Source organism: Candidatus Nanopelagicales bacterium (assembly GCA_037045355.1).
Classification (GTDB): Bacteria; Actinomycetota; Actinomycetes; order S36-B12.
Map to the genome: position 1 here is coordinate 171,655 of JBAOHO010000012.1, position 13,855 is coordinate 185,509.

At 66.8% G+C, this 13,855-nt stretch carries 12 protein-coding genes; 5 read left to right on the top strand and 7 right to left on the bottom strand.

The window, feature by feature from the left end:
* The first annotated feature begins 10 nt into the window (after positions 1-10).
* Both V9E98_05605 and V9E98_05610 read left to right on the top strand, forming a co-directional pair.
* Positions 11-1,792: a sugar-binding domain-containing protein gene (locus tag V9E98_05605; protein ID MEI2716458.1), complete on the top strand. Its 1,782-nt coding sequence runs from the start codon at positions 11-13 to the stop codon at positions 1,790-1,792.
* A complete protein-coding gene (locus V9E98_05610; GenBank protein ID MEI2716459.1) occupies positions 1,789-3,849 on the top strand; it encodes a beta-L-arabinofuranosidase domain-containing protein in 2,061 nt (686 codons plus the stop codon). The genes V9E98_05605 and V9E98_05610 overlap by 4 nt, the downstream gene beginning before the upstream one ends.
* On the opposite strand, the gene V9E98_05615 is transcribed toward V9E98_05610, so the two are convergent.
* From V9E98_05615 to V9E98_05625, 3 genes are all read right to left on the bottom strand, one after another.
* Entirely contained in the window at positions 3,821-5,527 is a 1,707-nt protein-coding gene (locus V9E98_05615; GenBank protein ID MEI2716460.1) for an MFS transporter, read from the bottom strand. The genes V9E98_05610 and V9E98_05615 overlap by 29 nt on opposite strands.
* 70 nt (positions 5,528-5,597) lie before the next feature.
* Positions 5,598-7,976: an excinuclease ABC subunit UvrA gene (locus V9E98_05620; GenBank protein MEI2716461.1), complete on the bottom strand. Its 2,379-nt coding sequence runs from the start codon at positions 7,974-7,976 to the stop codon at positions 5,598-5,600.
* The gene (locus tag V9E98_05625) at positions 7,973-8,494 is read right to left on the bottom strand and encodes a GNAT family N-acetyltransferase (GenBank protein MEI2716462.1); all 522 of its coding nucleotides are present in this window, start codon (positions 8,492-8,494) and stop codon (positions 7,973-7,975) included. The genes V9E98_05620 and V9E98_05625 overlap by 4 nt, the downstream gene beginning before the upstream one ends.
* A gap of 173 nt (positions 8,495-8,667) precedes the next feature.
* Between V9E98_05625 and V9E98_05630 the strand changes: the two genes are divergently transcribed.
* Together V9E98_05630 and V9E98_05635 are read left to right on the top strand one after the other, a co-directional pair.
* Complete coding sequence (locus V9E98_05630) at positions 8,668-9,711, top strand: hypothetical protein (protein ID MEI2716463.1); 1,044 nt, start codon at positions 8,668-8,670, stop codon at positions 9,709-9,711.
* A gap of 262 nt (positions 9,712-9,973) precedes the next feature.
* Positions 9,974-10,249, top strand: coding sequence for a hypothetical protein (locus V9E98_05635; GenBank protein MEI2716464.1), 276 nt, complete (start codon positions 9,974-9,976; stop codon positions 10,247-10,249).
* 66 nt (positions 10,250-10,315) lie between these two features.
* Here the strand turns inward: V9E98_05635 and V9E98_05640 are convergent, their stop codons facing one another.
* The 4 genes from V9E98_05640 to moaC are packed head-to-tail and all read right to left on the bottom strand — an operon-like array spanning position 10,316 to position 12,978.
* Complete coding sequence (locus V9E98_05640) at positions 10,316-10,561, bottom strand: hypothetical protein (protein ID MEI2716465.1); 246 nt, start codon at positions 10,559-10,561, stop codon at positions 10,316-10,318.
* A 1-nt stretch (position 10,562) separates the two neighbouring features.
* On the bottom strand, positions 10,563-11,582 hold the full coding sequence (gene moaA / locus V9E98_05645; GenBank protein ID MEI2716466.1) for a GTP 3',8-cyclase MoaA: 1,020 nt from the start codon (positions 11,580-11,582) through the stop codon (positions 10,563-10,565).
* Entirely contained in the window at positions 11,579-12,520 is a 942-nt protein-coding gene (locus V9E98_05650) for a molybdenum cofactor biosynthesis protein MoaE (protein MEI2716467.1), read from the bottom strand. Before V9E98_05650 ends, moaA begins: the two co-directional genes overlap by 4 nt.
* Complete coding sequence (moaC, locus tag V9E98_05655; protein ID MEI2716468.1) at positions 12,517-12,978, bottom strand: cyclic pyranopterin monophosphate synthase MoaC; 462 nt, start codon at positions 12,976-12,978, stop codon at positions 12,517-12,519. Before moaC ends, V9E98_05650 begins: the two co-directional genes overlap by 4 nt.
* 75 nt (positions 12,979-13,053) lie before the next feature.
* On the opposite strand from moaC, the gene V9E98_05660 reads away from it, so the two are divergent.
* On the top strand, positions 13,054-13,854 hold the full coding sequence (locus V9E98_05660; protein ID MEI2716469.1) for a DUF6457 domain-containing protein: 801 nt from the start codon (positions 13,054-13,056) through the stop codon (positions 13,852-13,854).
* The last annotated feature ends 1 nt before the right edge of the window (position 13,855 follow it).

The following is a 13,855-nucleotide window of genomic DNA, read 5'->3' on the forward strand; positions in this document are numbered from 1 at the left end:
CGAGACATCCGTGAGCAAGCCGCGCGTCCTCGCTGAACTGCTTACCCCCTGGGGGGAGCAGCTCGACCCCGACCACCCGCTGACTGAGTACCCCCGCCCGCAACTCGTGCGCGACAGCTACCTCACACTCAACGGTCGGTGGGAATACGCGTTCCGCGGCACCGAAGATGAGCCCGTCGCCTACGACGGCGAGATCATCGTGCCGTTCCCCCCGGAGTCGCCACTGTCCGGTGTCGGGCGGATCCTGCAGCCGGACGAGGTGCTGCAGTACCGCCGCACGTTCACGCTGTCCGAGGGATTCCGCGCCCGGACCGACGATCGGGTGCTGCTGCACCTCGATGCTGTCGACCAGTGGTGTCGCATCGAAGTGAATGGTGTCCCTTGCGGCGAGCATGTCGGTGGGTCCCTGCCCATCACCTGCGATGTGACCGACTCGGTGCGCGACGGCATCAACGTCTTGCGTGTCGTGGTGCGTGACCCGACCGACACCGGTCCGCTCTCGCGGGGCAAGCAGGTCCTCGACCCAGGGGGGATCTGGTACACGCCGCACTCGGGGATCTGGCAGAGCGTCTGGCTCGAAGCTGTCCCGTCGACCTATGTGCATCGACTGGACATCCTCCCCGACCTCGCGGCCGAGGTGCTGGCGGTCACCGTGCACCTCCGTGGGGGGAGCGCGGAGTGCGCCGTGGTCGTGTCCGCGGACAGCCGCGAAGTCGCACGCGGTCTCGGTGCCGGTGGTCACGAGATTCGGTTACCGATCCCGTCGGCCCGTACCTGGTCGCCGGAGGATCCCTTCCTGTACGACCTCGAAATCCGCGCCGGTGACGACACGGTGAGCAGCTACGCGGGGATGCGTTCCTTCGGTGTCGGCCGGGATCGTCGAGATCAGCCACGACTGCTTCTCAACGGCGAGCCCTACCTCCATGTCGGGGTCCTCGACCAGGGTTACTGGAGCGATGGACTGGTGACCCCACCGTCGGATGCGGCGATGGCTTACGACATCGCCACGATGAAGGATCTCGGTTTCACCATGCTGCGTAAGCACATCAAGGTCGAACCGCTGCGCTGGTACTACCACTGCGATCGACTCGGCATGCTCGTGTGGCAGGACATGGTCAACGGCGGAGGCCGCTACTCCCCGGTGACCGTTCAGGTTCCCGCTGTCGTTCCCTGGCGGATGAGTGACTCCCACTACCGCGCATTCGCCCGCACCGATGCAGCCGGTCGGGAGCATTGGCTCGCCGAAATGCGCGGAACCATCCAGCACCTGCACAACGTCGTGGGTCTGGCAGTCTGGGTGCCGTTCAACGAAGGCTGGGGTCAGTTCGATGCCGCCGAGATCGCCGCCGAGGTGGCCGTGATCGACCCGACGCGCCAGGTCGATCACGCCAGCGGATGGCACGATCAAGGCGCCGGTGACTTCACCAGCCTGCACGTGTACTTCAGGCCGTTCCGCGTGCCACGGCGCCGCAGGGCCACGGCTCACCGAGTACTCGCTCTCACCGAATACGGCGGATACTCGAATCGGCTGGAAGCCCACAGTGCGACCCCTCGCGAGTTCGGCTATCGCCGGTTCAATTTCGCTTCTGATCTCGAGGCCGCTTTCGAGCGACTGCACGAACGGCAAGTGGTGCCCGCGATTCCCCAGGGACTCAGCGCCACCGTGTACACCCAACTCGCAGACGTCGAGGACGAGACCAACGGACTGTTGACCTATGACCGGCGAAAGCTCAAGGTCCCGGCAGACACGGTTCGGCGCGTCACTGCCGCGATGAAGGCGGCGCTGCCATGAGAACGCCCGCGTCTGCGGCGTTCGAACCGTTGCCGCTGGGCAGTGTGCGGCCGTCAGGATGGCTTCGGGATCAGCTGTTGGCCCAGGCTCGCGGTGGCACCGGGCGCCTGGAGCAACTCTGGCCCGATGTGGGTCCGTCGTCAGGGTGGCTCGGGGGCCCGGGCGAGTGCTGGGAGCGGGGCCCGTACTACCTCGACGGTCTGGTGGTCTTGGCCGAGGTCCTGGATGATGACGACCTACGCGGCACCGCGCGCAAGTGGATCGAGTGGTCGCTGGCCAGTCAGCGTGACGACGGTTTCTTCGGGCCGGCGCACAACCTGGACTGGTGGCCGCGCATGGTAATGCTCAACGTGCTCCTGTCGCATCACTCGGCCACGGGCGACGATCGAGTGCCACCGTTCGTCGAGAAGTACTTGCGCTATGCCTACCTGAACCTGCCGGGCCGGCCACTGGAGATGTGGGCAGCCGCCCGGGGTGCCGAAATGGTCCCGGCAGTGCTGTGGTGCTTCGAGAGAACACAGCAGCCCTGGCTGCTCGACTTGGCGCAACTGCTCGTCGCCCAATCGCTCGACTGGGAATCGCTGTACCGGGATTTCCCCTACACCTCCCCTGCGGCGAGGCTGCCCCTGGGGCGGTTGTTGCGGGCGTACCTGCCGGCCCGAATCGCCATGGAGGATGTCATCCGCCGGTGGCGTCCCGCCAAGCGGACGCGCATCCGTACTGCCTCCCAGATCAAACGGTCCAATGAGTCGGCCGTCCTGCGCTTCTACCACGGCACCCACGGGGTGAACCACGCGATGGCGTTGCGGGGTATCGCCTACGCGGCGGTGGTGACCGGGGGCGATCCTGACGGCGCGGCGCGTCTGGCGGATGACACCGTCCTGCAGTCCCATGGCAGCGCAGTGGGCGTCGTGACCGCAGATGAGCACCTCGCAGGCCGATCACCGATCCACGGCATCGAGACCTGCTCCGTTGTGGAGACGATGCGTTCCTGCGAGGAACTCGTGCGCCTCACCGGCGACGGCCGGTGGGCGGATCAGCTCGAGCAGGTGGCATTCAATGCTTTGCCGGCGGCTCTCACCGACGATCTGCTGGGCCATCAGTACTATCAGCAGGTGACGCAGGTGGAAGTCACCCGACGGCGTCGACCGTGGTTCAACGGTGGTGCGGACGGCACCCTCTTCGGCCTGGAACCCACGTACGGCTGCTGCACCGCGAACCTGCACCAGGGCTGGCCCCGGCTGGCTGCAAGCGCCGTTCTGCGGTCGCGGGCCGATGACGGACTGGCACTCGCGACTCTGGTTCCCTGTACCGCGGTCGCTGACATTGCGGGGTCGCGGGTCCGACTCGAGGTGACCACGTTGTACCCCTTCGAGGGCCAGGTCTCCGTCCGGATCACCGTGTCCGACGGACAGTCGGCCGACTTCCCGCTGCGGATCCGAGTCCCCGGCTGGGTCGAAGGTGTCTCGTTCGACATCGACGGGGCCCCGGTCCCCGCCGACATCGTCGCCGGATTCGCCACGCTGGCCCGGCCATGGCACGACGGAACAACGGTCACCATGCGGTTACCGATGCCCTTGCGACAGACTCGGGTGCCGCTGGGACCGCAGACGTCCGGTGACCGGGAGCGGGGCGGCGACCAGGCCCGGGGCGGCGACGACGCCCGGGGCAGGGTGATCCACCGCGGGCCGCTCGTACTTTGTCTGACCCTGCCCGAGGAGTGGACCGCGCGCCGCAGTCGGTACGAGGTGCCGGATTGGGAGATCCGAACCTCTTCCGAGTGGGCCTTCGGACTCGAGGAGGACGCGCTCGATCGGGCTCAGGTAACCACCCACGACGTGCCGACACCGCCGTTCGATCACGGCCATCCCCCCGTGGAGGTGCTGGTGCCGGCGCGCCAACTGAACGGGTGGACCGTCGCGCGTGGCTCGGCGGGACCGGTGCCGAAGGCGACCACAGCGGGCGCCGCGCCAACCGGAAGGCCGGCGACAGTCCGGCTCGTCCCCTACGGCAGTACTGCACTGCGGGTCACCGTGTTCCCCGATTCAGATCGCTGATCGGATTCCCGAGATCCGAGTCGATTCCCTCGCGTGATTCCGCCGGAGGTTGAGCACGATCCAGATCCGGCCCCCGCCCGTCATCGCCTTGTTCCGCGGCCAGATCGTCGAGCCGACGCGTCGGCAGGCCGCCCGTGACCAGAAACGACAGCGCTGCCACGCCCGCCGCCGCAAGTAGACCGGACTTCAGCGACTGGAGTTGCGCTTCCTCGTAGGTGGCGACGAGTTGGTCGGCCACGGCCCCGGTGAATCCGGCGGCCGCGACGGCAGTGGCGGCTTGGGTCCCGGGGACGAACTTGACCCCGTTCGACAGGTCGACCTCGACGGACTGGGTGGTCGCCGGGGGGATATCGGAGTTGCGCCCGAGTTGGTTGATGTAGGTCGAGGCCAGACCCGTCATGACGATCGACCCGATCAGGGCGACACCGAGCGCTCCCCCGAGTTGCTGGGCGGTGTACTGAAGTCCGCCGGCCTCGCTCCGGGATTCCGGCCCCACCGAGCTGAGGATCACATTGCCGAGCTGGCTCGCCATCAGCCCCATGCCCGCACCCATCAGGGCCATCGACAACACGAAATCCCGTTCCCGGAATGTCGGCTCGACCGTGACGAGCAGGAGCAGCGTCGCCAGGACCATCACGAACAAGCTGATGCGGATGATGGATCGGGGGGACAGGACGTACAGCAGAGGGCCGCCGCAGAACGACACAACGAACATCACCAAAGACATAGGCAGAAGCCTCAGGCCGGTCTCGAACGCATTGAGCCCCAAGAAGATCTGCAGGTACAGCGGCAGGATGAAGAACACCCCCATGAACACGACGTTCATGCTGAGCAGCGTCGTCAGCCCTGACTTCAGCGGATGGATGCGGAACAGCCTCAGGCGCACCAACGGATCCAACCCCAGACGTTCGCGGCGGGCCTCCCACAGCACGAAGACGTACAGAATCGCCAGCCCCACGCACACCACGAACGGTGTCAGGGCGTACCCGAACGGTTGGATGGGGCTGTTGACGGGCGTGAGCCAGCCCCATGTGGACGACATGAGGAGACCACCTACGATCGCGGTCAATCCCACCGCGGTCAGCAGGGCGCCGACGATGTCGAGCTTCGGTCGTGCTGTGGGGCGAGGTGAGTCGACCACGACCCGACTGGCGAGGATCACGCCCAGCGCGACCACCACCTCGGCCCCGAAGACAGCCCGCCACGAATACTGTGTGGTGATCCAGCCCCCGACGATCGGGCCGAGGGCGATGGCCGCTCCCGCGGTTCCGCCCATCACGCCGTAGGCGGTGACGCGATCACCCCCGCGGTAGTTCCCCGCGATCAGCGCAGCCATCGCCGGCAGCACCAATGCCGCTCCGATCCCTTCGAGGACCGACCAGCCCAGGGCCAGGGACGCCACGGACCATGACACCGTGGTCAGTGCTGAGCCGGCGGCGAACAGCATCAGTCCGATCACCAGCACTCGGCGCCGTCCGACGATGTCGCCGATCTTGCCGCCGGCGATCATCAGGGCAGCCATGACCAGCGAGTACAACGTGATGACTGCCTGGATCGACGAGACCGTGGTGTCGAAGTCGGCCACCAGCTGGCTGATGGACACGTTCATCACCGACGTGTCCAGCACCATCAGGAACTGCATGACGGACAGCACGATGAGGGGACGCCACCTGGCCATGGGTCAAACTACCGCCGTGGGGACGGGTTCTCGCACGTGGTGGAAACGGGGAAACGCTCCGACTGCGGGGTTACGCCACGTAGGCGGCGAGGTGCCGGCCCGTCAACGTCGAGCGATCGGCCACGAGGTCCGCCGGTGTGCCCTCGAACACGACCCGTCCACCGTCATGACCCGCGCCCGGTCCGAGATCGATGATCCAGTCGGCGTGAGCCATGACCGCCTGATGGTGTTCGATCACGACAACGGATTTGCCGGAGTCGGCCAGTCGATCCAACAGCCCCAGCAATTGACCCACATCAGCCAGGTGCAGACCCGTGGTGGGTTCGTCGAGGATGTACACATCACCTTTGTCCGCCATCTGGGTCGCGAGTTTCAGCCGCTGGCGCTCGCCACCGGACAGCGTCGTCAGCGGCTGTCCGAGCGTGAGGTACCCGAGGCCCACATCGGCGAGTCGATCGAGGATCTTGTGGGCGGCGGGCGTCTTCGCCGCACCGTCGGCGAAGAACTCCTCAGCTTGTGCGACCGACATCGCCAAGACCTCGGCGATGTTGCGCCCACCGAGGGTGTATTCGAGCACCGACGCTTGAAAGCGTTTGCCGTCGCACTCCTCGCACGTTGATTCGACTGTGGCCATCACGCCCAAGTCGGTGAAGATCACTCCCGCTCCGTTGCAGGCGGGACAGGCTCCCTCCGAGTTCGAACTGAACAAGGCAGGTTTCACTGCGTTGGTCTTCGCGAACGCCTTGCGGATGGGATCCAGAAGGCCGGTGTACGTGGCCGGATTGCTGCGCCGTGAGCCACGGATCGCGCCCTGGTCGATGACGACGACACCCTCTCGGCCCGCCACCGAACTTTGGATCAGCGAACTCTTGCCGGACCCTGCGACTCCCGTCACAACGCACAGCACTCCGAGCGGGATGTCGACGTCCACGTCCTTCAGGTTGTGGGTGGAGGCGCCTCTGATCTCCAGGGTCCCGGCTTTGGGGCGGACGGACTCCTTGAGCGTGGCCCGGTCGTCGAGATGGTGACCCGTGGTGGTGGCACTGGCCCGCAGATCCTCGACCGAGCCTTCGAACACGACCTGACCGCCTGCCGAACCGGCGCCCGGCCCCAGGTCCACGACGTGATCCGCGATGGCGATGGTCTCGGGTTTGTGCTCCACCACCAGCACGGTGTTGCCCTTGTCCCGTAACTGCAGCAGCAGGCCATTCATCCGTTCGATGTCGTGGGGATGCAGTCCGATCGTGGGTTCGTCGAAGACGTAGGTGACGTCGGTCAACGACGACCCCAGGTGCCGGATCATCTTCGTTCGCTGTGCTTCGCCGCCGGACAGAGTCCCCGCTGGCCGGTCGAGAGACAGGTAGCCCAGACCGATCTCCGCGAACGAGTCGAGCAGGTGCTGCAGGCCCGCGATCAAGGGCGCCACGGATGGTTCTTCGATGCCCCGCACCCAGTCCGCGAGGTCGCTGATCTGCATGGCGCAAACGTCCGCGATGCTGACGCCGCCGATCAAAGACGATCGAGCCTCCCTGCTGAGCCGCGTTCCCTCACAGTCGGGGCAGGTCGTGAACGTGACTGCCCGTTCCACGAAGGCGCGCACATGCGGCTGCAGTGCATCGATGTCTTTCGCGAGCATCGACTTCTGAATCTTGGGAATCAGCCCTTCGTACGTGAGATTGATGCCCTCGACCTTGATCTTGGTCGGCTCCCGATAGAGCAGATCGTGCATCTCCCGCTTGGTGTACTTGTTGATGGGCTTGTCCATGTCGAAGTACCCGCTGCCGCTGAAGATTCGCCCGTACCAGCCGTCCATGCTGTATCCGGGAATGGTCAGGGCGCCCTCGCTGAGTGACTTGTTGTCGTCGAACAGGGCCGTGAGATCGAAGTCGTTGACCGCGCCCATACCCTCACACCGCGGGCACATGCCTCCGAGTCGGTTGAAGGTCGCCTTCTCGGTCTTGGTCTTGCCTCCCTTGTCGACCGTGATGGCGCCGCTGGCAGTGACGGACGGGACATTGAACGAGAACGCGTTCGGTGAGCCGATATGTGGTTGGCCGAGCCTGCTGAACAGAATGCGCAGCATGGCGTTGGCGTCGGTCGCGGTGCCGACCGTGGAGCGCGGGTTCGCCCCCATTCGCTCCTGGTCGACGATGATGGCGGTGGTCAGGCCCTCGAGCCGGTCGACATCGGGTCGGGCCAGGGCGGGCATGAAGCCTTGGACGAAGGCACTGTAGGTCTCGTTGATCAGCCGCTGGGACTCCGCGGCGATCGTTCCGAACACCAGTGAACTCTTCCCTGAACCGGAGACGCCGGTGAACACCGTGAGCCGCCGCTTGGGGATCTCGACGCTGACGTCCTTCAGGTTGTTCACACGGGCACCTTGGACGCGGATCATGTCGTGGTCGTCGGCGACCGGGATCGACGCGGTCCTCGCTTCGGTCGTGCTCATGTTGCTGACTCCATCTCCTGGTTGGGGCTGCTATTCCCCGCGCGTCGCGCGAGTCGATAGACAGCGCACAAGTCCGCACCGAACCGCCGGTCCTCGATGTACTCGAATCCCAGCCGTTCATAGAACCGACGGGCTCCGGTGTTGGACGCCAGCGGGTCCAGAAGGATTCCGGTCACCTCCGGCTCCGCGAAGCAGCGTTCGATGGCTGCTTGCATCATGATCGTGCCGTATCCGCGCCTGAGGTCGTCGGCCGCTCCGATCCAAATGTCGATCGCGCGCAGGTGGGGACCGCAGTCACCCCAGTAGTGCGAGTCCTCGGCCTGTGGGTCGATGATCTGAATGAAACCGATCGGTCGGTTGTCCATTTCGGCGATCAACTGCTCGCGCCACGGTGGTCGGCGCCCCAACTCCCACTCCCATTCCCAGTCGTCGTTGGGGTCGGATGCGACGACGTGCGGCTGCTCGTCCCAGTGCCTCAGTGTGGGCAGGTCAGCGATCGTGGCCGGGCGCAAGTGCATACCGGGATCCTGCCTGACACCGATCATCGAGTCACATCCGATCCGGACGCAGCTTCAGCGCCGGAACCGGAGTTGCCGTGGCAGGGCTTGATTCGTCTTCCCCGATTGCCGATATCCCTACTGATGCGGTCGCGGGACCGGGCGGCTGCTGTCCACCCGGAAAGGGATGAGCCATGATGATGCGCAGATGGCTCGCTGTCGCCGTAGCCACAGTCCTCATCCCAGGAGTGATGTCGGTGTCCAGTGCTACCGCCGGTGCCGAAGGCGTCGCTTCACCCCGCCCGGCCCGGGCAACGACTGCTGCCGATGCTCCCGTCAGGGTGTGGGAGTGGCGACCTCCGGACTCGAACTGGGCCGACCTCATGGCGGGGCTCTCCGGTGCTGCGACCGTCGGTGCCACCCACGTGACGATCGACTTGACCCGACTCGTGGACATCAGCGAGATCCCCGACCCTGCGAAGCGAACGGGCGCGGATGAAGCGTTTCGTCAACGGCTGGTCGACTACACCACGGCTGCCGCCGCTCGCGGCATGACCGTGTCAGCCGTTGTCGGTACCCCGGCGTGGGCTGCAGCGAACTCGCGGTACCTCGCGGGGACCGTCACCGGCTGGGTCCGGCGATTCAACGCCTCACAGCCGCGTGCCCAGCGCCTGACCGCCCTCGAGGTCGACGTGGAGCCCTGGGTGACGCCGCAGTGGCAGTCCAACGCCCAGCGCTTGCTCGTCATCGAGTGGCTGAGGTTCATCGACCAGATGCGGACCGAACAGCGCGCCTTGCCCGCCGCGGAGCAGATTCCACTGCGTGTCGACGTGCCGTTCTGGTTCGACGGGTCCGGAACTCCGGCCTCGGTCAGGTACGGCGGCAAGACCATGTCGGCCACCGACCACGTCCTGCGCTTGCTGGACTACCGCGGGGCCTCGGGGAATGCGGTTGTTGTGATGGCGTATCGGGACACGGTGACGGGAGCGAACGGTTCCGCTGCGCTGGTGGCAGCGGAGTTCGCGGCTGCGGCCCGGCGTGGTGGCCGCGTTGCGGTGGTGATCGGCCAGGACACCGCGCCGACAGACACAGAGCCGGAATGGGTGACGTTCGCCGAGGAGGGTCGGACGCAACTGCTGGCGGCCATGGATGAGCTGTCGGGACGGTTCGGGCACGAAGCGGCATTCGCCGGCTTCAGCGTCAATCACGCCCACCATTTGGCCACCTGGTTGCCCTGAGCGGCTGCCAATTCGAGTCAGCCGTGTCTCGTCGGGCATCGGTGGGACCCCAGAGAGGCGACTTCGACGACTGGGCGCGATGAGCCTCTCGCACCCGGTCCGCCGAGATGCGGACTGTGGCAGGAGGGGTCACCATGGTGCGATTCCGCGGGAGACTCCTTCGAGGAGCGACTCGTGGCCAGGTGAGCGGTAGATGGCTTGGGTCACCGGGAGATGGCCCGTGTGACCGGGGGGTGGTTGATGTGACCGGGAGGTGGTTGGTGTGATCGGAATGGGAATGGCGATGCTGGCGCTGGTGATGGTGCCCCTGGGGTTCGGCTTGGCGTGGTGGCTGGTCCAGCGCCTCGACCGACAGGCCGAGCGTCAGTTCCCCGATAGCCGGCCGGCGACGGCCTTCCCGGCTCTGGGACCCGCGGGGCATCCCTCGTCCTTGCCGGCACGCGATACTCCGTTGGACGCAGCACCGGCGGAGGTCATCGCCGCGGTGGCTCAGCGTACCTCGGGGGGCCCGGGCCGTCCCGACGGTGGATCGGTGTGACGCGCCTCTGGCAGTAAGTCGGACCAGATGTGCGTGGGGCTTGTCGAACCCCTTCCTGAAGGTCAGTCACCCACCCGCGAACGGGGGCAGTAGCTCCACCTCACAATCGGCGGGCAGCGGATCGGTGGCTTCCAAGCGGCGACCGTCGCACAGCAGCGTGGAGACCTCCATGATGTTGACCAGCCGCGCCCCGAACTGCTCCCCCAACCGGACCCGAAGTTCGCTGACGTCGCGGGCAGCGACGACCGCAGTGCCCGTGCCGGCTGCCTCACGGGCACCGGCATAGAACTGCACGGTGACCAGAGCGGACATCTCAGCCACCGATCGCCGACATGGGGCGCCGCGGTTGCATGAACCCGGGGTCGTCGATGCCGTGTCCCGCGGCCTTCCCCGCCACGTCCAAGCGCATGAGTTCGGCCAGGGTGGCGTCGCTCGCCCCTGCCCGCAGCGGTCCGCGCAGGTCGGTCTCATGCCGCGCGAAGAGGCACGAACGCCATTGCCCATCCGACGTGATCCGGACGCGGTCACAGTCGCCGCAGAACGGGCGGGTGACGGAACCGATGATTCCCACGGCCTGTGGCCCCCCGTTGACCAGCCAGCGCTCGGCAGGAGCCGAGCCGCGGTCCTCCTCCGGAGTCAGATCGAAGCCACCGGCCGTCAGTAGATCGAGGATCTCGGCGGCGGTGACCATGCGGCTGCGATCCCATGAATGCTGGGGGTCCAGCGGCATCTGTTCGATGAAGCGCAGCTGAAGTCCCTCTGCCAAGGCCCACTGGAGCATGGTGGGGGCCTCGTCGTCGTTGACGCCGCGCATCAGGACCGTGTTGATCTTGACCGGGTCGAGTCCGGCGGCCTTGGCAGCGGCGATCCCGGCGAGGGTGTCGACCAGCCGATCGCGCAGCGTGAGGGTGCGGAACCGCTCACGATCCATGGTGTCCAGGCTGATGTTGACCCGTCGCAGGCCCGCGTCCGCCAGGGGCGCCGCCAGGCCGGGGAGCCGAAGCCCATTCGTGGTCAACGAGACCTCAGGGGGGTTGGGCAACGCGGTGATGGCAGCCACGACATCGACGACGTCGGGACGCAGGAGTGGTTCACCGCCGGTCAGTCGGACGGTGCCGATACCGTGCTCGACACTGATCCGCACTATGCGGAGCAGTTCATCGGTGGTCAGCTGATCGGGTCCGGCGATCCATTCCATGCCGGTGGCCGGCATGCAGTAGGTGCAGCGCAACGAACACCGGTCGGTCAACGAGACTCGCAGGTCACGGTGCACCCGACCGAAGGTGTCACGCAACTCCCGCCCGGAGGTGTCCGAAGAGTACGACATGGTCATGGACAGTTCACCCACTCACTGGTGCCGTCGGCGAAGGTCTGGTGTTTCCAGATCGGCAGCCTCTCTTTGGCAGTGTCAACCACCCACGAACAGGCGGCAAACGCTTCGTCGCGGTGGGCTGCCGCCACCGCGACGAAGAAGGCGAGATCACCGATGGCGAGATTCCCCACCCGGTGTCGCGCGGTCGCAGCCAGGACCCCGGGGTGGCCGGCGGCCTCCGCAACTGTGCGACGCAACACCTCATCGGCCTGGCGGTGCCCCTCGTAGGTCAGGGCGGTGACCGTGCGGTCATGGTCGTGGTCGCGCACCCGGCCCTCGAACGTGACCACGGCACCGGCATCGGACCGGTACACCTCAGCGGTGATGACCAGGGGGTCGAGGTGATCGGCGGTGACCCATTCGCCGACGGTCCGCAGCGGCTCGGAGAAGGCTCGTTCTCGCAACGCCGCGGGAGGGGGGGTGGCGTGGCCCCCGCCCGACATCATGTCGAGGGCGTGGTCGACCAGCGGCTCGAGGACGGCCCACCCGTCGCGCACACCGCCGGGGCTGCCGGGTAGGGCGATCACCAACGCCCGTTCCAGCGTCCAGGCACCGGTACGGGACAGGTCAGCCGTGGGGACGGACGCCCGCGACGCTGCCCGGAACGCCTCCCCGATGCCGGGCACAGGGCGCGCGCCCAGAGCGACGATCGCCTCAGGTGTGACGTCCCGTGGTCCCAGACCGGTCCCGCCGGTGCAGACCACGAGCTGGGCTCCCGCTGCCACGGCACCCGACACGGCCACACCGATGTCCCCGACGTTGTCGGGGACGACTGCCAGGGTGGGGTCGTCGTATCCGGCCGCCACCAACAGCTCGACCACGAGTGGTCCGGAACGATCCTGGTCGGGGTCCCGACTCGACGTGTCCGAGCACGTGATGACGGCGGCGGGCACAGTCATCGTGTCCAGTCCCCGGAGCGGCCACCGCTCTTGGTCTGCACACGGATGTCGGTGATGGTTGCTGCGGGGTCCAGCGACTTCGTCATGTCGACGATGGTGAGGGCCGCCACGGATACCGCCGTCAGCGCCTCCATCTCGACGCCCGTCCGGTCGGCAGTGCGCACTGTGGCTGTGATCCGCACCGTCATCTCGTCGACTGTCAGATCCACCGTGATGCCATGAATCGCGATGGGGTGGCACATCGGAATCAACTCGGGCGTACGTTTCGCCGCCATGATCCCCGCGATCCGTGCGGTGGCCAACACATCGCCCTTCGCCACACGGCCGGCAGAGATGGCATCCGCCGCCTGCGTGCGTACGACACCGGTCGCCACCGCCGTGCGCACCGTCACCTCGCGTTCGGCGACGTCTACCATGCGCGCCTCGCCTCGGTCGTTCACATGACTGAGTCCGCTCACGTCAGCTCCTGGTCGCCTAGGGTTCGAACGTGACCATGTCCGAACCGCCTGGGTGGTCTGTGCTCATTCTGACCGGTGGGGCGTCGCGCCGGATGGGCGAGGACAAAGCGGCCCTCACGGTGGCGGGCACGACCCTGCTGGCGCGGCTCGTACGCTGTGTACCGCGCCGATATCCCCGCGGTCGTGGTCGGCCCCGATCCGGGCGTGTTGCCGCGAGCCGTGACAGTGACCCGTGAGGAACCCCACGGGGGTGGTCCCGCCGCCGGAATAGTGGCGGGTTTGGGCGTGGTCGCGACCCCTGTCGTGGTCGTCACGGCCGTGGACCTGCCGTTCGCCGGTCCCGCGCTGGAGCGCCTCGCCCGGCTCATGACGACCGCGGACACGGACATCGACGCGATCGTTCCGATGGCCGATGGGCACTGCCAACCGTTGTGCGCTGCGTACCGCACGGAAGCCCTTGCCCGTGCGGCCGCAGCCCTCGGTGCCCCTGACGGCAGATCGGTGCGCGAGTTGCTCGCTCAACTGAGCATCGAATCCCCGCTCTGGTCGGCGGAGGAACTGCGTGATGTCGACAACCCGGGGGACCTTGCCGCCGCGCGCGCCGTTGCCACGCGGCAGGCGGCCATAATGACCCCGACGAAGGAGGACTTCATGCAGGAGTGGGTACAAGCGGTGGCGGCTCGACTCGAGGTACCGGGGGATGTGGACATCGACCTGCTGCTCGATGTCGCCAAGGATGCCGCCCACAAGGTGCAGCGCCCCGCAGCCCCGGTCACCACGTATCTGATCGGGCTGGCGGTCGCCGGCGGAATGGAGCCTCAACTCGCGGCCGACCGGGTCAAGGAACTCGCGGGCGACTGGCCGAAGCAGGACTGAC